Raw genomic sequence first — 20,891 nt, forward strand, 5'->3', positions numbered from 1 at the left:
CCTGCACCGCGCCGGCAGCGGCCACTGCGCCGAGAATCGCGGCATGAAATACCTGCACACCATGGTCCGCGTCCATGACCTGGACGCGTCGATGAAGTTCTACCGCGACGCCCTCGGCCTCGTCGAGGTGAAGCGCTCCGAGCACGCCGCCGGCCGCTTCACGCTGGTCTACCTGGCCGCGCCCGGCGACGAGGATGCCCAGGTCGAGCTGACCTTCAACTGGCCCGATGCCGACGGGAAGGCGGAGGTCTACACCGGCGGCCGCAACTTCGGCCACCTGGCCTACGCGGTGGCCGACATCTACGCCGCCTGCCAGCGGCTGATGGACCACGGCGTGACGATCAGCCGCCCGCCGCGCGACGGCCGCATGGCCTTCGTGCGCTCGCCGGACGGCATCTCCGTGGAGCTGCTGCAGGCCGGCCCGGCGCTGGCGCCCGCCGAGCCGTGGACGTCCATGCCCAACATCGGCGCGTGGTGACGCCCGCCGCCAGCCCGCTCCAGGCCACGCGCGCCTAGCGCCATGCCACCCGGACCTGGCGACGCGCAGGCGCTGCCCGGCCTGCGGCTGGGTGCCTGGGCACTGCAGCGCAAGATCGGCCAGGGCGGCGTCGGCCAGGTCTGGCTGGCGCGGCGGGCCGACGGGCTCTATGAGGGCCAGGCCGCCATCAAGCTGCTGCACGTGGACGGCGATGAGGCGGCCGTCGAGAGCCGCTTTGCGCGCGAGCGCGCCGCGCTGGGCCGGCTCAGCCACACCGGCATCGCCGCGCTGCTGGATGCCGGCGCGCAGGGCTCGCTCGCCTACCTGGTGCTGGAGTTCGTCGACGGCCTGCCGCTGGCCGAGCATGCCCGCCGGCATGGCGCCACGGTGGCTGCGCGCGTCGCGCTGCTGCTGCGCGTGGCCGAGGCGGTGGAGCACGCGCACGCCCGCCTCGTCGTGCACCGCGACCTCAAGCCGGCCAACGTGATGGTCACGGCCGACGGCGCGCCCAAGCTGCTGGATTTCGGCCTCTCGGCCCAGCACGACGCGATGCCGCACGGCGCGAACACCGGCCCGGCGCGCACGGGCCTCACGCCCGGCTATGCCGCACCGGAGCAGATCAGCGACGACGACACCGGCACGTCCGTGGACGTGTTCGCGCTCGGCGTCATGCTGTTCGAGCTGCTGACGGGCAGCCTGCCCTTCGGCCACCACGGCCTGGGCCGTGCCGGGCTGGAGCACGCCGTGCTGCACCAGCCGCCGCAGCGCATCGCCGCGCTGCTGAACACCGCGCCAGACACGGCTGGCCCGGGCCGGCCCCGCGACGCGCGGCGGGCCCGCGGCGACCTGGAGGCCATCGCCGCCAAGGCCATGCGCAAGGCACCGGGCGAGCGCTACGTCGGCGTGCACGCCTTCATCGAGGACCTGCGGCGCTGGCAGCAGCAGCACCCCGTCGCGGCACGTCGCCACGACGGCTGGCGCCATCACGCGCTGCTCTGGCTGCGCCGCAACCTGCTGCTGGCGGGCCTGGCCACGCTGGTGCTGCTGACGCTGGCGGGCGGCCTGGCCGTCAGCACCTGGCAATGGCGCACGGCCGAGGCCGCCCGCCAGCGCAGCGAGAACGTCACGAACTTCCTCAGCGAGCTGCTGTCGCACGACGACCCCGGGCGTGCGGGCCGCACGCCCACCGTGCTGGAGCTGCTCGACGAGAGCCGCAGCCGCGTCGACACCGAGTTCGCCGACGACCCCGGCACCCGGCAGCGGCTGCTGGAGGTGATGTCGCGCACCTACATGGCGCTGAACCGCTTCGACCACGCGCTGCCGCTGGGCGAGCAATGGCTGGCCCTGGCCCGCCAGCAGCACCGCGACGACGAGGCGCCGGTGCTGCTGGCGCGCCTGAGCCTCGGGCAGGTGCAGCAGATCACCGGCAACCACGAAGCCGCCATCGCGCTGCTGGAACCCATCGCGGCGGCGCTGGCCCGGCAGTTCGGGCCGGACAGCGAGGAAGTGCGCCAGCAGCAGTTCATCCTCGCGGCCGACTACATGCACAGCCAGCGCCTGGCCGACGCCGAGCGCGCGCTGGAGCGCGTGCGCGTGCTGACCGACAAGCTGCACCCGGGCGACGAGTACGAGTACGCCGACTACATGGTCAACCTCAGCGTGCTGCGCCAGCGCCAGGGCCGCATCCCCGAAGGCCTGGCCGTCATCCGCCAGACGCGGCCGATCTGGCAGAGCACCAACCCGCGGCTGGGCCTGCAGCTGCTGGTGCTGCGCCGGGCCGAGGTCTCGATGATGGGCCTGACGGCGGAGTTCGACGGCCTGGACGAACGCGTCGGGCCGCTGGTGGCCGACATGCGCCGCGCGCTGGGACCAGGCAACGACCTGGGCCTGTCTGCGCTGACCGCCTATGCGCTGTCGCTGCAGCTGCAGGGCCGCCATGCCGACGAGGTGCGCACCCGCCAGGCGCTGCTGGCCAGCGCGAGCGACGACGGCCTGCCGGCGCAGTCGCTCGTCCCTTTCCGGGCCGAACTGCTGCAGGCCCAGGCCCGCATCGGCCGGCCCGACCGCGCCGCCATCCTCTCCCAGGTGAGCGCCGCGGCGGCGCTGCCCGCCGGCACCCGCCGCGCCCGCAGCCTGTTGGCACTGGCCGAGGCCGCACTGGCCGCAGGCGACACGGCGGCAGCCGCGGCGGCGGTCGCGCGACTGCGCGAACAGCCGGTGCCGGCGATGTTCGGCGCAGCGAACGGGCCCTACGCCAAGGTCGAGGGCCGGCTGGCCCGCGCGCAAGGCGACCTCGCCCGCAGCCGCGAGTGGCTGCAGCAACGCGCGGCCGGTGCGCAGGCGCAGCGCAATGCCGGCGCCGTGCAGACCTGGGCCGCCTGCCTGGACGCCGCGCTGACTGCCCTGCTGCAGGGCGACACCGAGGCCACGGGGCAGCTGCTGGCCCAGGCCGGTGCCGAGCGGCCGGCCCGGCTGCCGGACGGCCATCCGCTGGACCTCGTCACCCGCTGGCTGACGGCGCGCCTTGAAGCCGGCCGCGACGACCGCCCCGACGTGCGCGCCGCCTGGGCCGCGCTGGCCGCCGCGCGCGGCCCCGGTGTGGCGGCGCCGACGCTGGGCAGCCTGGGCGGGCTGTTGCCTTGAGGCCGGACGGTTCCTAGAGCGCCAGGCTGTCGGCCCAGATGTTCTCGGCCCAGCCCTGTGCGTAGGCGCCTTCGCGCTCGCTCGCGGCCGGCGACAGGCCACCCGCGCCGGGCACGGCCTTCATCGTCTTCTCGGCCGCGTCGTACGCGTGCACCGACGCGACGTGCATGGCCTCGGTCGGCGTGACGAAGCTGTAGCAGGTGTTCATCACCACGGGCGACGGGTTCACCGGCTCGCCCTTGAGCAGCTGCAGCACGGCCGCGGCGGCGAGCTTGGCCTGCTGGTTGGCCAGGTGGCCGGACTTGGGCATCGCCGACGCGGACATGATCGCGTCGCCCACCACGTGCACGCCCGGTGCGGCCTGGGCCTGCAGGGTCAGCCAGTCGATGCCCACCCAGCGGCGGTTGGCGTTCGCGAAATCGCGCACCAGGTCGCCCGCGCGCTGGGGCGGGACGAGGTTCAGCACGTCGGCCTTCACGTCCTCGAACTCGAAGCGCGCCGTGCCGTCGGCCAGCACCTCCTGCAGCTCGGCGTTGGGCCGGTACTCCAGCATCCCGGCGTGGTGCTGCACGAAGGCGCGCTCGAACAGCGCCTTCTTGCTCTGGATCTCGGGGTTGGCGTCCAGCACCAGCAGCTTGGCGCGCGGCTTGGCACGCTTCAGGTAGCCGGCGATCAGGCAGGCGCGCTCGTAGGGCCCGGGCGGGCAGCGGTAGGGCGCCTTCGGGATGCTCATCAGCACGACGCCGCCGTCGGGCAGGGCTTCGAGCTGGCGGCGCAGCGCGGCCGTCTGCGCGCCGGCCTGCCAGGCGTGCACGGCGCGGCCGCTGTCCAGCGCCGCAGCGAGGCCGGGTATCGCATCGAGCATGAAAGAGATGCCCGGCGCGACGATGAGGCGGTCCCAGGCCAGGCGGCTGCCATCGGCCAGGCGCACGGTCCGGCCCACCGGGTCGATGGCCACGACCTCGCCGCGCACGCGCCTCACGCCCTGCGCCTGAAGGCCCGCGTAGCCATGGCTGATGCTGGCCAGGTCGCGCGCGCCGGCGATGACGAGGTTGGACATCGGGCACGACATGAAGCGCTCGTGGCGCTCCACCAGCGTCACGTCCACGTCCGCGCCGCCCCACAGCTTGAGGTAGCGCGCGGCCGTCGCGCCGCCGAAACCGCCACCCACGACGACGACGCGGCCCAGCCTGGCGCCGGCCGGCGTGCTCGCGCAGCCCGCCAGTGCCAGGCCACCGGCGGCGACCAGGGAGCGCCGCGCGATCATGGCCCGGCCTGCGCAGCGGGCAGCGACGAAAAGTAGGTGGCCACCAGGCGCAGTTGCGCCTCGGTGTAGCCCTTGACGATCTGCGGCATGACCGTGCCCGGCTGTGCGCCGCGGCGGTAGTCGGCCAGCAGCGCCAGCATCAGGTCGGCCTTCATGCCGGCCAGCGGCGGCATCAGCGGCCCGCGCGCGCGGCCGTTCGTGCCGTGGCAGTTGGCGCAGGTGGCCGCGAGGTTGCGGCCGGCGTCCAGGTCCTGCGCCAGCGTCGGGCCGGCGCACAGCAGCAGCGTCAAGCACCAGGCTTTCATCACCACCCCTTTCAGAGTCTGTGGGATCGGTCTCCGCGCTCAAAACCCATCGCCTCGAAGGCCGCATCCTGCGGCGCGAAGCCGATCACCTTGAACAACTCGCCCATCTCGTGCTCGGCCAGCAGGCGGTGGGCCATCGCGCGCTCGGCCAGTGACGCCTCGGCCAGCAGCGCGGCGATGCCGCAGTTGAGCAGGAAATGGGCTTGCGTGGTGTAGCCCAGCACGGCAAAGCCGGCGTCCTGGCCCGCCAGCGCAATGCCCGTGAAGTTGACGTGGGCCGTGATGTCCTTGTCGCCCACCGACACCAGCGGGTCGGCATCGGCCCTGTGCGCCTGGTGGCACATCAGCGTGCCGCCGCGGCGCTGCGGGTGGTAGTACTCGGCCTCGGGGAAGCCGTAGTCGATGAAGAAGGCGGCGCCGCGCCTGAGCGTGCGCGCCAGCGTGGCGATGAAGGCTTCGCCCTGGCGGTGGATCTCGGTGACGGTGCCGGGCGCGAAGCCGCCCTGCCCCGGGTCAAGCAGCGGTGGCCGCAGCGGCGAGTCGCGGTCCTCGAACGCGAACGCCTGGCCCGCCGACACGACACCGCGCTCGCGCCACACCTGGCCGTCGAACGCGAGCAGCTGCACGGGCATCGCGTCCAGCACCTCGTTGCCGACGACGACGGCCTCCAGCGCCGCGGGCAGTTCGTCCAGCCATTCGACGCGGTCGCCCCAGGCCGCCAGCCGCTCGCGCTGGCGCTCGCGCAGCTCCGCCGACAGCTCGACGATGCGGTAGCAAGCCAGCCCCGCGCCGAGCGCATCCAGCTCGGCGATCAGCTGGGCGGCCAGCGCGCCCGAGCCGGCGCCGAACTCGACGACATCGCGGCAGCCGCTGTGCGCCAGCGCCTGCGCGACCTGGCGCGCCAGCGCGCGGCCGAACAGCGGCGACATCTCGGGCGCGGTGACGAAGTCCGAGCCTTCGCTGGGCATCGCGCCGAACTTGCGGCGGCCGCCCGCGTAGTAGCCCAGGCCGGGCTCGTACAGCGCCGTCGCCATGAAGCGGTCGAACGGCAGCCAGCCGCCTGCGGCGGCGATCTGCTCGTGCAGGCGCTGCGGCAACGTCATCGCGTGCGCACCCAGGCCTCGAACGCCGCGGCCGGCATCGCCGCGCCCACCAGGTCGCCCTGGAACTGCTGGCAGCCCCAGCCCGCCAGCAGCTGCCATTGGGCCGTGTTGCGCACGCCCTCGGCCGTGACCGCCAGGCCCAGCCCCACGGCCATCTGCACGATGGCGCGGGTGATGGCCTGCGCGCCCAGGTCGTCGGGCAGCCGGGCGACGAAGCTCTGGTCGATCTTGAGCTTGTCCAGCGGCAGTTCGGTCAGGTGGGCCAGCGAGGTGTAGCCGGTGCCGAAGTCGTCCACCGACACGGTCAGCCCCAGCGCGCGCAACTGCGACAGCGTGGCGGGCGCGTGCTCGATGTCGTCGATCAGCATGCGCTCGGTCAGCTCCAGCTCCAGCCATTGCCCCTGCGCGCCGGTCTCGGCGAGCACGCGCTTGACGGTGTCGGCAAAGCCGTCCAGGTGGAACTGCATGCGCGACAGGTTCACGGCGATGCGCATGGGCCCCAGGCCGTTGCCGACGCCGTGCTCGCGCCAGCGCCGCGCCGTGTCTGCCGCCTCGCGCATCACCCATTCGCCCAGCGCGAGCATCAGGCGGTGGCGCTCGGCCACGAAGATGAAGCTGTCGGGCGACAGCAGGCCGCGCCGCGGATGGCGCCAGCGCAGCAGCGCCTCGGCGCCGGAGAGCCGGCCCGTCGCCGCGTCGACCTGGGGCTGGAAGAACAGCTCGAACTCATTGCGCGTGAGCCCCTGCGCCAGCTCGGCTTCCAGCACGAGGTCGGCATAGGCCGTCTCGGCCAGCGCCGCCTCGAAGAACTGGTAGGTCGCGCGGCCGCGTGACTTCGCGCGGTACATGGCCGTGTCCGCATGCTGGATCAACTCGTCCGCCTGGCGGCCGTCGTCGGGGTAGACGGCCACGCCGATGGACGGCGTGACCGACAGCGCGCGGCCGTCGGCCTTGACGGGCACCTCGACGACGGACAGCAGCGCCTCCAGCACGACGAGGATGTCGGCGCGGCTGCTCAGGTCGGTCAGCAGCACGACGAACTCGTCACCGCCGAAACGGCCCACGAGGTCGCTCGCGCGCAGCGCACCGGTGAGCCGCTCGGACACGGTCACCAGCACCTGGTCGCCCTCCAGGTGGCCGAGCGAGTCGTTGACGCGCTTGAAGTTGTCCAGGTCGATGAACAGCAGCGCCAGCAGCTCGCCCTTGCGCTCGGCGCGCCGCAGCATCAGGCCCATGCGCTCCATGAACGACGCGCGGTTCAGCAGCCCCGTGAGACCGTCGTGATGCGCCAGGTGCTGGATGCGGGCCTCGCTGTCCAGACGGTCGCGGATGTCGCGCACGACGGCCATGCGCAGCGTCTCGCCTTCCAGCTCGATGGTGCGCATGATGAGCTCGACCGGCAGGCGCGAGCCGTCACGGTGCTTGATGGCGGTCTCGTAGCGCAGCTCCTGGCTCTGCAGCATGACCTCGCGCACCTTGGCCAGTTCGTCGTCCGCCACGAAGGCCAGCACGTGCTGGCCGATCAGCTCGTCGGCCGACCAGCCCGTCATCGCGCACAGCGGCGGGTTCACGTCCGTCATGCGGCCGTCGCGGTGGAACAGGATGCCTTCGACCGTGGCCTGCATGAACTTGTCCAGCCGCGCCTCGGACTCGCGCAGCCGCCGCTCGGCCCGCCGGTGGTGCGTGATGTCGTAGACCAGCACCCAGCAGCCCTGCAGCACGGCGGCGGCGTCGAACTGCGGGATCAGGTGGATCTCGAGAAACGCCGACCCGCCGTCGGGCTGCGCCAGCTCGCGCTCGTAGACGACGGGCTTGAGCTCGCGCACCAGCTGCTCCACCCACACGCGGACCTCCTCGTAGGCCTGGGCGCCGACGATGTCGCTGAAGTGCTTGCCGACGATGGCGTCCTGCGTGAGCCCGAAGGCCCCGGCATAGCCGCGGTTGGCGAACAGGCAGCAGTGGTCCGCCGCGCCGTACAGCGCGATCCATGCGGGCACGTGGTCGGCCAGCATGCGAAAGCGCGCGGCGTCCAGCGCCAGGCGCTCCAGGTCCAGGGGTGGGGTCGCCGTCATGGGCTTGCCGTCGTCCGGCGGGCCAGGCACAGGTCGTCCCAGGCACCGGCCTTGTCGGCCGGCGAGCGCAGCAGGTAGGCCGGGTGGTAGGTGACCACCACGGGCAGATCGCGCCACGCATGCACGCGGCCACGCAGCCGGCCCAGCGGCTCCGCCAGGCCCGTCAGCCGGCGCGCGGCCTGCAGGCCCAGGGCCAGCACGACGCGCGGGCGCAGCAGCTCGACCTGGCGTGCCAGCACGGCCTCGCAGGCGTCCAGCTCGGCCGGTTGCGGCGCACGGCCACGCGGCGGCCGGCACTTGACGATGGGGGTGACGAAGGCGGTCGCATCAGCGCCGCTGCGGCGCTGGCCAGCGGCCAGCAGCATGCGGTCCAGCAGCCGGCCGGCATCGCCACCCAGGGCTTCGCCGCTGGCGTCGTCGGCGTCGTCCGGCGGGTCGGTGACCACCAGCCACGGCGCCTGCGGCGCGGCGCCCACGCCGAACACGGCGTGGCGGCGCTGCTCGCACAGGCCGCAGGCCCGGCAGGCGGGCACGGCCTCGCGCAGGGCCGGCAGGTCCAGGCCGGCAAAGCCCGAAGGCGCACCCGCCGCGACCGGCGGCGCCACGGGCGCGGCGACGCGCAGCACGGCGGGCGGCGGCGCGGCCACGACGATGGGCTCGGGTTCCGGCGCCGGCTCGGCCGGCGCACCGGCAGCGGCGGCAACGGCGGCGGCGTCCCCTGCCTCGCGCACGGCGGGCAGCCGGTAGCCCATCTCGGCGAGCATCGCCCGCTGGCGTCGATCCCAGCTCATGCGGCCACCGACAGGTTCATCAGGATGGCGTCCTCGCGCTGCCCCTGCGGCATCGGGTAGTAGGCGCGGCGCCTGCCGGCTTCCGCGAAGCCGTAGCGCCGGTAGACCTCGCGGGCGCGCTCGTTGCTGGTGCGCACTTCCAGCCAGATCTCCGTCAGCCCGCTGCGGCGGCACTCGGCCCCCAGCCGGTCCAGCATCAGCACGGCCAGGCCGCGCCCCTGCCAGGCCGGCGCGACGGTGATGTTGAGCAGGTGAAGTTCGTCCACGCCCGGCATCGCGACCCAGTAGCCCAGCAGCTCGGCACGCGGCCCGCGCAGCACCTCGGCCGGGTAGTCGGCCGCCAGCGAGTCGACGAAGTTGCCATGCGTCCACGGCATCGGGTAGGACTGGCGCTCCACGGCGATGACCTCGGTCAGGTCGGGCACCCGCATCGGCGCGGCCTCCCACGGCGGCTGGCCGCGCTCCAGCAGTGCGCTCATGCCCGCTGCTCTCGCTCGGCCGTCGTGAAGGCGACCTTGTCGCGCACGTAGACCGGCAGCGCCTCGGCGGCGTCCAGCGTGGCGCCGCGCTGCCAGGCGGCCCGTGCCAGCGCGCCCAGCGCCTCGGCGCGCGAGCGGGCCTGCGGCCAGGCCGTCGCGGCATCCGGCAGCGCGCCCAGCGCCTCGGCATAGGCCGTCAGCGCTGTGCCGGCCACCGCGGCCGGCGTGCCCCAGTGCGCCAGCAGCGCCTCGGGGCGGTACAGCGCCGGGGCCTCGATGGCCTGCCAGGCGCCGTCGGTGAATCGGTAATGCGCCGCGTAGATTTCGCCGATGCGCGCGTCCATGGCCACCCAGACGTCGTCACCCGCGCCCTGCCCACGCGCGTCCTCGGCCACCAGCATCAGGCTGTCGATGGCCAGCACCGGCTTGCCGAGCCCGAAGGCCAGCCCCTGCGCCACCGCGCAGGCGGTGCGCAGCCCGGTGAAGGCGCCCGGCCCCTGGCCGAAGGCGATGGCATCGAGGTCGGCCATCCGCAGGCCCGCGCCGGCCAGCAGCGCCTTGACCTCCGGCAGCATGCGCGCCGACGCCTGCGCGCCGCCCTGGGCCTCGAACACCTGCGTCTGCCCCGGCGTCACGAGGGCCAGGGCCATCGTGTCGGTGGAGCTGTCGAGGGCCAGGAGAAAGGGCATCGGGGCAGTTTACCGTCGGGGTTGGGGCCTGACGGCCGGTCAGCGCCCCCCCCGGCGCGGCCATCGAAGCGCCCTCAACGCCCCATCAACCTGCCCTCAAAGCACGCCGGGATTGCGCTGCCAGACCGCCCAGGTCAGCGCCGACGCGAAACTGACCCAGGCGAGATAGGGCAGCAGCAGCACGCCCGCCCGCCTGCGGATGCGCCAGAACGCCTGGGCCGTCAGCGCGACGAGCGCCCACAGGACCAGAACATCCACGAACGCCATCGCGCCTTCATGGCTGGCGAAGAACAGCCACGACCACAGCGCGTTCGCGACCAGCTGCGCGACGAAGAGCGCCAGCGCCCTGGAGCGGCCCGGGGCGCTGCGTTGGCGCCACACCAGCCAGGCGGCCATGCCCATCATCAGGTACAGCACGGACCAGACCGGGCCGAAGACCCACGGCGGCGGCGCCCAGTCCGGGCGGCTGAGCGCCAGGTAGAAGTTCTTCGCATTGGATGATGCGACAGCGCCAGCCGCGGCCGCGACGAACGTGACCGCCAGCCAGGCCAGCAGGCCCGGCACGTCGGACCACGTCGATTTCCTGGGGGTGAACAGTTTGTCCATGGCGACTCCGATGAGGCATGACGGTAACCCCTCGCGCGCCCTGCGGGGCGACGGCGCGGGCGCGCAACGCCGGTAGGTGCCCGCCTACGGCCAGCCCGGCGGCCGGCGGCGCCTCACCCGGGCGACCTCATTCCCGGTAGTAGACCAGCTGGTGCGTGCTGGCCAGCAACTGGCCGGCGTCGCTCCAGACCTCGGCACTCTGGTCGAAGTAGCCGTGGCGGAAGTTCAGCGCGCGGGCGCTGCCCAGCACGTGGCGGTCGCCTTGCGCGGTCAACTGCGCGGCGTCGGCATGGAAGAAGCTGGTCAGCGTGACGGTGCCGATCAGCGCCGGCGCGCTGCGGCGGATGAAGATGCGCGGGAAGAAGCAGTCGCACAGGCTGGCCAGCGACGCGAAGTCCAGCAGCCGCGGCGGCTCGTCGCGCACCCAGAGGCGGCTGAGTGAATGCGGGCGCTCGCGGCCGTCGAACACCGGCGTCTCGCCGGGTGCGAAGCGCATGTCGTAGCGCTGCGTCCAGCCTGGGCGGCCATCGACGGGCGCACAGGCGAGCGTGGCGGCGGCGGGCACGTCGGCCGGCATCACCGCCTCGGGCGCCGACCAGGTGTCGCGCCGCTGCGCGAACACGGCCGTGCCGGTGGCGGCGATGCCACCGGCCTGCGTGAGCTGCAGCAGCCAGTGCTGCGTGGAGCGGTTGGTGCGCGCCGGCCGCGCCTCGATCTCGAAGCCGCCGTCCGCCAGCGGCGCCGCGAAGTTGACGGTCAGGCTGATCGGGTCGCCCAGGCGATCGGGGTGCTGCAGCGCCGCGTTCAGCAGCGCCGCCGCCGTCACGCCGCCGTAGGGGCCCACCATGTTGGCGTAGGCCGGGTGCGTGGCCCCGCCGAAGCGGTGCCCGCCCAGCGGCGAAAGGCGGATGGCGTCGTCGAAGTCGTGCGGCATGGCGCCATTCTGGGCAGCGGCGGTCCGGCGCGCTGTCGCCTCAATGACGGCGCCATCCAGGCGGCCCGGCTGCCACTCATGCACGCCGGCCGGCTGTTCGCCCGGCCGATGCGCGCCGCGCGCCATGCCGCCCGCACGATGGCGGCATGGACCTCCGACACACCCTGCGCGACAACCGCGGCTTCCTGTTGTTCCTGCTGAGCTTCGCGCTGCTGCGCACGGCAGTGGCGGACTGGAACCCCATCCCCTCGGGCTCGATGCGGCCCACGCTGCTGGAGGGCGATGTCGTGCTCGTCAACCGTCTGGCCTACGACTTGAAGTTGCCGCTGACCGATGTCGTGCTGCTGCACCTGGGCGAGCCGCAGCGCGGCGATGTCGTCACGTTCAGTTCGCCGGCGGGCGGCACCCGGCTCATCAAGCGCATCGTGGGGCTGCCGGGCGACCGCATCGCGATGCGGGACGACGTGGTGGTGCTGAACGGCCGGCCGCTGGCGTACCGCGACGCACAGACCCGCGGCGAGGCCATCGCGCCGGGCTGGGTCGTGGACGCCGTGCGCCAGACCGAGACGCTGGACGGCCGCGACCACGCCGTGCAGTTGCTGCCCGGGCTGCCCGCACGGCGCAACGTGGCCGAGACCACCGTGCCGGCCGGCCACTACTTCGTGCTGGGCGACAACCGCGACAACAGCGAGGATTCCAGGTTCATCGGCACCGTGCCGCGCGAGCGGCTGATCGGCCGCGCCCACCGCGTGCTGGTGTCGGCCGACTGGCTGGGTGAGGACGGCTGGCGCATGGCGCCGCGCTTCGGCCGCTGGGTCAGCACGGTGCGATAACAGCGCCAGGAGCGGCCCCTAAGATGGCCGCCGATGAACGTTTCGCGGTGGTCGGCATTCGAAAGCGGGGGCGGCGCCATGGGCGCCCGGCTGCGCGCTTTCGACTGGGCCGCCACGCCGCTGGGGCCCATCAGCCACTGGTCCGCCGCGCTGCGCGTGACGGTCGACCAGATGATGACGTCCAAGTTCCCGGCCTGCCTGTTCTGGGGCCCGGACCTGATCGCCGTCTACAACGACGGCTACCGGGTCATGCTCGGTACCAAGCCCGAGGCGCTGGGCGTGCCGCTGCGCGTCACCTGGGCCGAGGTTTGGGAGCAATTGCAGCCCATCGCGGCCAAGGCGCTGGCCGGCGAATCGACGTTCGTCGAGGACTACCTCGTGCGCATCGTGCGCGGCGGCAGCCTGCAGGACGCGTGGTTCACGTTCAACTACGGGCCGGTGTTCGACGAGCACGGCCACATCGTCGGCATGCTGGACACGGTGGTGGAGACCACCGGCCAGGTGCTGGCGCGCACGCGGCAGCAGGCCATGCTGCAGCAGATGCCGGGCTTCGCCGCCCTGCTGGGCGGACCCGACCACGTGTTCGAGTTCGTCAACGACGCCTATGTGGAAATCTCCGGGCCGCGCCAGTTCATCGGCCGCCCGGTGCGCGAGGTGTTCCCTGAACTGGCCGGCCAGGGCTTCTACGACAAGCTCCACGAGGCCTACGCCACCGGCACGCCGTTCCGCGCCAACGCACTCCCCATCGCACTGGACCGCGCGGACGGCCACCGCTTCATCGACCTGCTCTACGAGCCCGTGCGCAACGCGGCCGGCCAGGTGGAAGGCATCTTCGTCGGCGGCTATGACGTGACCGACCGCGTGGCCGCCGAGGCGCGACTGAAGGCCCTGAATGCCGACCTGGAGCAGCGTGTGGCCGAGCGCACGCTGGCACGCGGCCGGGCGTGGGACGTGAGCCCCGAACTGCTGGCAGTGCTGGGCCCCGGCGGGCGCTTCGAGATGGTCAACCCGGCCTGGTTCAAGACGCTGGGCTGGACGGAGGCGGAGCTGACCGCCGCAGAGTTCAGCCACTTCGTGCACCCCGACGACCTGCAGGCGTCGCACGACGCGTGGCGCGACGCGACCCGCCGGCCGGTGCTGCAGTTCGAGAACCGCTACCGCACCAAGGACGGTGACTGGCGCTGGCTCTCCTGGGTGGCAGTGCCGGAAGACGGCAAGGTGTACTGCATCGCCCGCGACGTCACGGTCGACAAGGCGCAGCGCGCCGCGCTGGACCAGCGCACCGCCGAGCGCGACGTGCTGGCGGCCATCGTGCAGACCACCGACGTGTTCGTCCAGGTGCTGGACCTGGACTTCCGCTTCCTGGCCATCAACGACGCCAACGCCCAAGAGTACGAGCAGCGTTTCGGCTTCCGGCCTGCCGTCGGGGACAGCCTGCCCGACCTGCTGGCGCAGACGCCCGAGCACCGCGACACGGTGCTGGCGCTGTGGCGGCGCGCGCTGGCCGGCGAGACCTTCGTGCAGCAGGCCGAGTTCGGCTCGCCGCAGCGGCGCACGTATGAGATGAAGTTCGACGTGCTGCGCGACGAGCACGGCCGGCAGATCGGTGCGTTCCACATCTCCACCGACATCACCGACCGGCTGCGCGAGCAGCGCACGCTGGCGGACATGCAGGAAGCGCTGCGCCAGGCGCAGAAGATGGAGGCCATCGGCCAGTTGACCGGCGGCATCGCGCACGACTTCAACAACCTGTTGGCCGCCATCAGCAGCAGCCTGCAGGTGATCGACCGCCGCGTGCAGGCCGGCCGCGTGGACGACCTGGGCCGCCTCATCGACATCGGCGAGCGCTCGGTGCGCCGCGCCGCGGCGTTGACGCAGCGGCTGCTCGCCTTCTCGCGCCGCCAGACGCTGGACCCACGCGCCACCGACGTGCAGCAGCTGATGCGCGGCATGGTGGACCTGGTGGAACGCACGGTCGGCCCCGCGGTGCATGTCGTGATGGACGCCTGCCCCGACCTGTGGCCCGTTCGCGTGGACGCCCCGCAGCTCGAGAACGCATTGCTGAACCTGTGCATCAACGCGCGCGACGCGATGCCGGACGGCGGCACCATCACCGTGTCGGCGCACAACGCCGTGGTGGACGCCCGCCAGGCCGCCGAGCAGAAGGGCCATCCCGGCGACTACGTTTGCCTGTGCGTGCGCGACACGGGCACTGGCATGACGCCGGCCGTGATGCAACGCGTGTTCGACCCGTTCTTCACCACCAAGCCGCTGGGCCAGGGCACGGGCCTGGGGCTGTCGATGGTGCACGGCTTCGTGCACCAGTCCGGCGGCCACATCCATGTCGAATCCACCGTCGGCGAGGGCACGCTGCTGTGCTTGTACCTGCCGCGCCATGCGGGTGCGGCGGATGCCGACGAGCCCGCCGCCACCGCCGCCCGCGCCGCGACGGGCACGGGCGAGACCGTGCTGCTGGTGGAAGACGAGGAGGCGCTGCGCGACCTGATGCGCGAGACGCTGGAAGATGCCGGCTACCGCGTGCGGGTGGCCGCCGACGGCGCGGCCGGGCTGGCCGTGCTGCAGGCCGGGGCACGCGTGGACATGCTGGTCACCGACGTGGGCCTGCCCGGCGGCATCAACGGCCGCCAGCTCGCCGACGCCGGCCGCGCGATCCAGCCGACGCTGCGCGTGCTGTTCGTCACCGGCTACGCCGACACGGCCGCCGCCGGCGCCAGCGGCCTGCTGGACGACGGCATGGGATTGATCACCAAGCCGTTCTCGCTGGCCGCGCTGGTCGCCAGGCTGCGCGAGATGCTCGGCTGACGCCTGGCGGGCATTTCCACCGTTGCACCGGGCGTGAGTGGCGGGCAGAGTTGCGCGGATGAGCGCCGCTTTCCACCGAATTCAACGTCACCCCGTGCCGGGAATGCCTGACGAATTTTTTCTGCGGCACCAGGTCTTGGCGCGAAGCCAGGGGCTTGGTTAAGCCGCAGCCGGTGGAGTAATGCAGCACGGCGCGCTGAATCAACCAAAATTTAGGCGTCACATGCAATCAACGAAGGCGCACTGCAACGAGTGCTCGGGTGAACGAAACCACGAGGTGATGCACACCACCAAGTCTTCATGGTCCGACAACGACAGTGGTGTATCCAGTGGAGACCAGTACGAAATGATTCGCTGTCTCGGCTGCGAGTCCGTTAGGCTGAAACACACCAACTGGTTCTCTGAAGACGACGGAGTCACGGTCCGGTACTACCCACCAGCAATCTTCCGCAGACAGCCTGACTGGTTCGGCGAGCTTTGGCTTGATCTAGGTGCGGAAGACGACTTTGTCGAAAAGCTCCTGAAGGAAATCTACGTCGCACTTCAGAACAACCTACCGAGCCTTGCAGCAATGGGCGTGCGAGCGCTCCTTGAGAAGGTGATGATCTCCAAAGCGGGTGACCTGGGAACCTTTGGTGCAAACATGGCGCAGTTCGAGAAACTTGGCTATGTCTCTCGAGTCCAGCGCGAGCGACTAGAGGCAATCCTGGAAGTCGGGCATGCCGCTATACATCGCCTCTTTGTTCCCAAGACCACCGAAGTTGTCACCCTCATTGATATCGCTGAGCACGTCATCGAGAGCGTCTACCTTCATGAAGGTAAGGTCAAAGAAGTCAAAAAGAGGGTTCCGCCAAAGAAGAAGGCCACGGCACCGCCCAAAGAGTAATGCCTAATAACCCTTCTCTGGAGCGGACTCGCACCGGCACGGCACTTGGCCCGCTTCCTGGAGTGGTTCATCATCCGTCCAGCGGGCCAAGCGCCACACTGAATCGCCCCGGGTATCGAGGAGGCTCAACACTCTGAGAGGATTGAGCCATGAGCAAGTCGAACAAGTTCTCGCCCGAAGTGCGTGAGCGCGCGGTGAGGATGGTGCAGGAGCACCGAGGGGAGTACCCGTCGCTGTGGGCGGCCATCGAGTCCATCGCGCCCAAGATTGGCCGCGTGCCACAGACGCTGAACGAATGGGTCAAGCGCGCGGAGGTTGATGCCGGCGTGCGCGAGGGCGTCACAACCAGTGAGGCTCAGCGCGTGAAGGAGCTGGAGCGAGAGAACCGAGAGCTGCGCAAGGCCAACGAGATCCTGAAGCTGGCCAGCGCGTTTTTCGCCCAGGCGGAGCTCGACCGCCGCATCAAGTCCTGAAGGCCTTCGTCGACCGGCATCGCCAGCAGTTCGGGGTCGAGTCGATCTGCAGCGTCTTGCAGATCGCCCCGTCGGCGTATTGGCGCCATGCGGCTCGTCAGCGCAACCCGGTGCTGTGCTCACGTCGCGCGCAGCGTGACGCGAGCCTGGTGCCTCAGGTCCAGCGCGTATGGCAGGCCAATATGCAGGTCTACGGTGCCGACAAGGTCTGGCACCAGCTCAACCGCGAAGGTGTAGCGGTGGCGCGCTGCACCGTCGAGCGGTTGATGCGCCAGGAGGGCTTGCAGGGCGTGCGCCGAGGCAAGGCGGTGCGCACCACCGTCCCTGACCCCAAGGCGCCATGCCCGCTGGATCGGGTCAACCGTCAGTTCCGTGCCGAGCGGCCCAACCAGCTCTGGGTCTCGGACTTCACCTACGTCTCGACCTGGCAAGGCTGGGTCTACGTGGCGTTCGTGGTGGACGTGTTCAGCCGGCGCATCGTGGGCTGGCGCCAGAGCAGCTCGATGCACACCGAGTTCGTGCTCGACGCGCTGGAGCAGGCGCTGTATGACCGCAAGCCATCCGACGACGGCAGCCTGACACACCACTCCGACAGGGGCTCGCAATACCTGTCCATTCGCTACAGCGAGCGCTTGGCCGAGGCCGGCATCGAGCCTTCAGTGGGGTCCAAGGGCGACAGTTACGACAACGCCCTGGCCGAGACCATCAACGGCCTGTACAAGGCAGAGTTGATCCACCGACGCGGGCCGTGGAAGACCAAGCAGGCAGTGGAGCTGGCAACGCTGGAATGGGTCGCTTGGTTCAACCACCACCGATTGATGGAGCCTCTGGGCTACGTCCCGCCGGCCGAGTTCGAGGCCAACTACCATCGACAACGCGCTGGTCAGGCCGCGACCGTCTGACTTAAACCAACAGGCCTCCGCGGAACCCGGGGCGATTCACACCGGCGCTCGCCGCTCATCTCAAACGTTGAGCCTCAGTCTTCAGCCGGGTCATCGGGCCTCCTGCCGCTTCCGCCACGGGTCGGCCACCTGCCGGTCGCGCGCATGGGCAACCGATGGCGTCCCGCCGTGAAGCGCCCAGCCGCCCCTCACTCCTCCCAGCGAAAGCGCCACACGGCCACGACGGCGAACACGGCGGCGAACCCCAGCATCACCGCCGCCGGCAGCAGCGCCTGCGCGAACGGCTGGCCGCGCCAGGTCATCGCGTCCAGCGCATCGACCGCCCAGCGCGTGGGCACGGCCAGTGACAGCGTCTGCAGCCATTCCGGGAAGATGAAGGCCGGCACCCACGCGCCGCCCAGCATGACCATCAGCAGCGTGGCCAGGATGGCCAGGCCGCGCGTGGCCTCCGGCGTGCGGCCCAGCGCGGCGACCAGAAGGCCGAAGCTGGCCGTCAGCAGCGAGAAGCACACCAGCACCAGCACGAAGCCCGCCGGGCTGCCCAGTACGCGCACGCCGAACGCGGCGATGGCGACCGCGTAGATGACCGTGAAGACGACCATCGAGATCAGCGCGCTGGCCGCCACGCGGCTGCCGATGAGCTGCAGGCGTGACAGCGGCGCCGCGCGCAAGCGCTTCCACAGCCCCAGCCGGCGCATCAGCAGCAGGCCCACCGCCATGTCCACGCCGCTCATCAGGATGAACTGCACGCCCATGCCGGCAAACGCGTGCGCGTAGCTGTTGTAGGCGACCGGCGCCGCGTTCGCGCCGGCCTGCACCGCCTCGATCTCGCGCGTGGTGTAGGGCAGGGACAGCCCGCCCGCCTGCGGCGCCGACGCCCCCTGGGCCTGCGGCAGCGCGGCCTCGCGGCGCTGCACCGCGCCGATGCTGTCGAACATGCGCACCAGCTCGGCGCGGCGGTCGGTGTCCAGCGCCGTGTCCTTCTCGACCTCGCGCCGCATGTCGGCCATCGCCGGGCTGCTGGCGCTGAACGTCGCGCGGCTGACCTCCTGCATCAGCGTCTGCGCCAGCAGCCCGCGCACCACGGCCAGCGCGCTGGACTGGGACGGGTCGTAGTGCAGCGCGATCTCGGGCTTGGGCGCGGCGCCGAACAGCGCCGCGCCGGCCCGCTGGCCCAGACCCTGCGGCAGCACGGCCACCGCACGCAGCGTGCCGGCGCGCACCTGGGCGACGGCATCGGCCTCGTCGGTGACGGTGGTCTTGAGCAACGGCTCCGCCTGCAGCGCCGCCACGACGCGCTGCGACAGCGGGCTGTGGTCCAGGTCCACCACGCCGATGGGGATGCCGGCCATCTTGCTGCCGGTGCCGAACAGGCTGCCGAAGAAGGCGGCGATGAGGATGGGCGCGACCATGCTCATCAGCACGGCGCGGCGGTTGGAGAAGTGCAGCTTGATTTCGGCCCGCACCAGGGCCAGGAGAGCATTCATGAATCAACCTCTGGTGGCATCAAACAGATCCAAACCCAGCGACTGCCGCAGAACCGGCTTTGCCGGGCTGCTGGCAGTGCCCCCTTTGAGGGGGCCGGCGTCAGCCGGTAGGGGGTGGGCTAATCCCGCAGGGCGCGGCCGGTGAGTTGCAGGAAGACGTCTTCCAGCGTGGCGCGCGCCGAGGCCAGGCCGCGCACGCGGATGCCGCGCTCGGCCAGGGCCGCCAGCAGCGGTCCGGTGTCACGCGCGATGTCGGCCACGCTGACGTCCAGCCGCTGGCCCACGCGCCTGATGTCCGCAAAGCCCGCCAGGCCCTGCAGCGCCGCATCGTCGGGCTCGCCGTCGATCTCGACGTGCAGTTGCTGCGCGGCCGGCAGCAGCGCGTAGAGCTGGGCCTGCGTGCCGCTGGCGACGACGCGGCCATGGTCGATGACGACGATGCGGTCGGCCAGGCGTTCGGCCTCTTCCATGTAGTGCGTGGTGTAGATCAGCGCCTTGCCGGCGCGCTTGAGCATTTCGAGGTTGTCGAAGATGGCGTTGCGGCTTTGCGGGTCCACGCCGGCGGTGGGTTCGTCGAGCAGCAGGACTTCGGGGTCGTGGATCAGCGCGCAGGCGATGTTCAGGCGCCGCTTCATGCCGCCGGAGAAGGTCGAGGGCTTGTCGGCGGCGCGCTCCGACAGGCCCACCATGGCCAGCACCTCGTCGGTGCGGCGCTTCAGCACGTCGGGCGCCATGCCGTACAGCGCGCCGAACAGCTGCAGGTTCATGCGCGCCGGCAGCTCCTCGTACAGCGCGATGTCCTGCGGCACCAGGCCGATGCGGCGCTTGTAGGCGGCCTCGTCGCTGGCCAGGCTGACGCCGCCGGACAGCGTCACCGTGCCGGCATCCGGCGCCGTCAGCCCGCAGATCATGCCCACCGTCGTGGACTTGCCCGCACCATTGGGCCCGAGCAGCCCCAGCACCTCGCCTGGGCGCAGGCCCAGGCTCACATCCGCCACCGCCACCCGCTCGCCGTACGCCTTGCGCAGGCCACGGGCCACCAGCACTTCGTCCATTCGCTTCTCCTTGAACCTGGGCCGCATGCTAGGGACGGCCCGGCCGCGCACCAACGGCAAGCGACGGATGGCGAGCAGAAGGCGCCAATCGACAGACGCGGGATGTCGCGCGTGCCGCCGGGCGCCATACTGCCGCCATGGCAACACGACGCGTGGGCATCATCGGCACCGGCTGGGTAGGCACCAGCGTCGCGTTCTCGACGCTGATGGCCGGCCATGCCGCGGAGCTGTGGCTGCACGACGCCCGCGACGCGGTGGCCGAAGGCGAAGCCATGGACCTGGCCGACGGCGCCGCCTTCTACCCGCGCTGCGCCGTGCGCGCCGTGCCGCTGGCGGCGATGCGCGAGGCCGACGTGGTCGTCGTGGCCGCCGGGCGCAATGGCCGCCCGGACGAGAGCCGGCTGGACCTGCTGCGCGACAACGCGCGGCTGGCCGCCGACATCGGCAGCGCGCTGGCGGGCTTCGGCGGCGTCATCATCGTCGTGGCCAATCCGGTGGACGTGCTGACCCGCGTCATCGCCGCAGCCAGCGGCCTGCCGGCCGCGCGGGTGTTCGGCACCGGCACGCTGCTGGACAGCTCACGGCTGCGCGAACGGCTGGCGCTGCGGCTGGGCGTGGCGCCGGTGTCGGTGCATGCGCAGGTGCTGGGCGAGCACGGCGACTCGTCGGTGATGCACTGGTCGGGCGCGCGCATCGGCGGCGTCGCGCTGCGCGACTGGCCGGGCTGGAGCACGGCCGACGAAGCCGCCATCGCCCACGCGGTGCGGCGCGCGGCCTACGAGGTCATCCGCCGCAAGGGCGCCACCAACCACGCCATCGGCCTGGTGGCAGCCGAGCTGGTGGGTTGCGTGCTGCGTGACGAGCGCCGTGTGCTGCCGGTGTCGCGGCTGCAGGACGGTGCGCTCGGGCTGCACGGCGTGGCGCTGTCGCTGCCGACGCGGGTGGGCGCCGGGGGCGCCGGGCCGGTCGTCGAGCCGGCGCTGGACGCCGCCGAGCGCACGGCGCTGTCGGCATCCGACAGCGTGCTGGCCCAGGCCTTCGCGTCGCTGTAGCCGCGGGCGGCTC

Annotated in this window: 18 protein-coding genes and 1 other annotated feature; of the genes, 7 read left to right on the forward strand and 11 right to left on the reverse strand. The window is 71.8% G+C overall.

Translation table 11 applies throughout. The features are described 5' to 3' along the window. Positions 1-43 precede the first annotated feature (43 nt). The gene (locus tag ACO07H_RS00735) at positions 44-478 is read left to right on the forward strand and encodes a VOC family protein (protein ID WP_422010086.1); all 435 of its coding nucleotides are present in this window, start codon (positions 44-46) and stop codon (positions 476-478) included. A 42-nt stretch (positions 479-520) separates the two neighbouring features. Further along, positions 521-3,121 (forward strand): protein kinase domain-containing protein, encoded by a 2,601-nt coding sequence (locus ACO07H_RS00740; RefSeq protein WP_422010088.1) that lies wholly within the window; start codon positions 521-523, stop codon positions 3,119-3,121. Positions 3,122-3,134: 13 nt separating this feature from the next. On the opposite strand, the gene ACO07H_RS00745 is transcribed toward ACO07H_RS00740, so the two are convergent. The 9 genes from ACO07H_RS00745 to ACO07H_RS00785 all read right to left on the reverse strand — a co-directional run bounded on the left by ACO07H_RS00745 (position 3,135) and on the right by ACO07H_RS00785 (position 11,367). Continuing rightward, positions 3,135-4,388, reverse strand: coding sequence for an FCSD flavin-binding domain-containing protein (locus ACO07H_RS00745; protein ID WP_422010090.1), 1,254 nt, complete (start codon positions 4,386-4,388; stop codon positions 3,135-3,137). After that, positions 4,385-4,693 carry a c-type cytochrome gene (locus tag ACO07H_RS00750; protein ID WP_422010092.1) on the reverse strand — a complete coding sequence of 103 codons (309 nt, stop codon included), beginning with the start codon at positions 4,691-4,693 and terminating at the stop codon, positions 4,385-4,387. The genes ACO07H_RS00745 and ACO07H_RS00750 overlap by 4 nt, the downstream gene beginning before the upstream one ends. Before the next feature lie 11 nt (positions 4,694-4,704). Beyond that, the gene (locus ACO07H_RS00755) at positions 4,705-5,796 is read right to left on the reverse strand and encodes a class I SAM-dependent methyltransferase (RefSeq protein WP_422010094.1); all 1,092 of its coding nucleotides are present in this window, start codon (positions 5,794-5,796) and stop codon (positions 4,705-4,707) included. Further along, positions 5,793-7,868 carry a putative bifunctional diguanylate cyclase/phosphodiesterase gene (locus ACO07H_RS00760; RefSeq protein WP_422010096.1) on the reverse strand — a complete coding sequence of 692 codons (2,076 nt, stop codon included), beginning with the start codon at positions 7,866-7,868 and terminating at the stop codon, positions 5,793-5,795. Before ACO07H_RS00760 ends, ACO07H_RS00755 begins: the two co-directional genes overlap by 4 nt. Then, positions 7,865-8,659 carry a uracil-DNA glycosylase gene (locus ACO07H_RS00765; RefSeq protein WP_422010098.1) on the reverse strand — a complete coding sequence of 265 codons (795 nt, stop codon included), beginning with the start codon at positions 8,657-8,659 and terminating at the stop codon, positions 7,865-7,867. The genes ACO07H_RS00760 and ACO07H_RS00765 overlap by 4 nt, the downstream gene beginning before the upstream one ends. Beyond that, positions 8,656-9,138 (reverse strand): ribosomal protein S18-alanine N-acetyltransferase, encoded by a 483-nt coding sequence (gene rimI / locus ACO07H_RS00770; RefSeq protein WP_422010100.1) that lies wholly within the window; start codon positions 9,136-9,138, stop codon positions 8,656-8,658. Before rimI ends, ACO07H_RS00765 begins: the two co-directional genes overlap by 4 nt. Further along, positions 9,135-9,827 carry a tRNA (adenosine(37)-N6)-threonylcarbamoyltransferase complex dimerization subunit type 1 TsaB gene (gene tsaB / locus ACO07H_RS00775; protein ID WP_422010102.1) on the reverse strand — a complete coding sequence of 231 codons (693 nt, stop codon included), beginning with the start codon at positions 9,825-9,827 and terminating at the stop codon, positions 9,135-9,137. The genes rimI and tsaB overlap by 4 nt, the downstream gene beginning before the upstream one ends. Positions 9,828-9,923: 96 nt before the next feature. Continuing rightward, positions 9,924-10,433: a TspO/MBR family protein gene (locus ACO07H_RS00780; protein WP_422010104.1), complete on the reverse strand. Its 510-nt coding sequence runs from the start codon at positions 10,431-10,433 to the stop codon at positions 9,924-9,926. 127 nt (positions 10,434-10,560) lie between these two features. Then, the gene (locus tag ACO07H_RS00785) at positions 10,561-11,367 is read right to left on the reverse strand and encodes an acyl-CoA thioesterase (RefSeq protein ID WP_422010106.1); all 807 of its coding nucleotides are present in this window, start codon (positions 11,365-11,367) and stop codon (positions 10,561-10,563) included. A 146-nt stretch (positions 11,368-11,513) separates the two neighbouring features. Here ACO07H_RS00785 and lepB point away from each other — a divergent pair, with 146 nt between their 5' ends. The 4 genes from lepB (at position 11,514) to ACO07H_RS00805 (ending at position 17,284) form a co-directional block, all read left to right on the forward strand. Further along, positions 11,514-12,200 (forward strand): signal peptidase I, encoded by a 687-nt coding sequence (gene lepB, locus ACO07H_RS00790; protein WP_422010108.1) that lies wholly within the window; start codon positions 11,514-11,516, stop codon positions 12,198-12,200. A gap of 78 nt (positions 12,201-12,278) precedes the next feature. Further along, positions 12,279-15,023, forward strand: coding sequence for a PAS domain-containing protein (locus ACO07H_RS00795; protein WP_422010110.1), 2,745 nt, complete (start codon positions 12,279-12,281; stop codon positions 15,021-15,023). A 280-nt stretch (positions 15,024-15,303) separates the two neighbouring features. After that, positions 15,304-15,909, forward strand: coding sequence for a DUF4145 domain-containing protein (locus ACO07H_RS00800; RefSeq protein ID WP_422010112.1), 606 nt, complete (start codon positions 15,304-15,306; stop codon positions 15,907-15,909). A gap of 149 nt (positions 15,910-16,058) precedes the next feature. Further along, a protein-coding gene (locus ACO07H_RS00805; protein WP_422010114.1) for an IS3 family transposase occupies positions 16,059-17,284 on the forward strand; the annotation gives its coding sequence in 2 pieces (ribosomal slippage) (positions 16,059-16,347 and positions 16,347-17,284; 1,227 coding nt in all). Next, positions 16,337-16,453 (forward strand) — a sequence feature (AL1L pseudoknot). (Overlaps the previous gene by 117 nt.) A 188-nt stretch (positions 17,285-17,472) precedes the next feature. Here the strand turns inward: ACO07H_RS00805 and ACO07H_RS00810 are convergent. Together ACO07H_RS00810 and ACO07H_RS00815 are read right to left on the reverse strand one after the other, a co-directional pair. Continuing rightward, on the reverse strand, positions 17,473-18,771 hold the full coding sequence (locus ACO07H_RS00810) for an ABC transporter permease (RefSeq protein WP_422010116.1): 1,299 nt from the start codon (positions 18,769-18,771) through the stop codon (positions 17,473-17,475). Positions 18,772-18,890: 119 nt separating this feature from the next. Next, positions 18,891-19,826, reverse strand: a complete 936-nt coding sequence (locus ACO07H_RS00815; RefSeq protein WP_422010118.1) for an ATP-binding cassette domain-containing protein — start codon at positions 19,824-19,826, stop codon at positions 18,891-18,893. A gap of 137 nt (positions 19,827-19,963) precedes the next feature. On the opposite strand from ACO07H_RS00815, the gene ACO07H_RS00820 reads away from it, so the two are divergent. Then, positions 19,964-20,878 carry a lactate/malate family dehydrogenase gene (locus tag ACO07H_RS00820; RefSeq protein ID WP_422010120.1) on the forward strand — a complete coding sequence of 305 codons (915 nt, stop codon included), beginning with the start codon at positions 19,964-19,966 and terminating at the stop codon, positions 20,876-20,878. Positions 20,879-20,891: the final 13 nt, after the last annotated feature.

The sequence above is a fragment of the Roseateles sp. genome, from assembly GCF_965229315.1.
GTDB lineage: Bacteria > Pseudomonadota > Gammaproteobacteria > Burkholderiales > Burkholderiaceae_C > Pelomonas.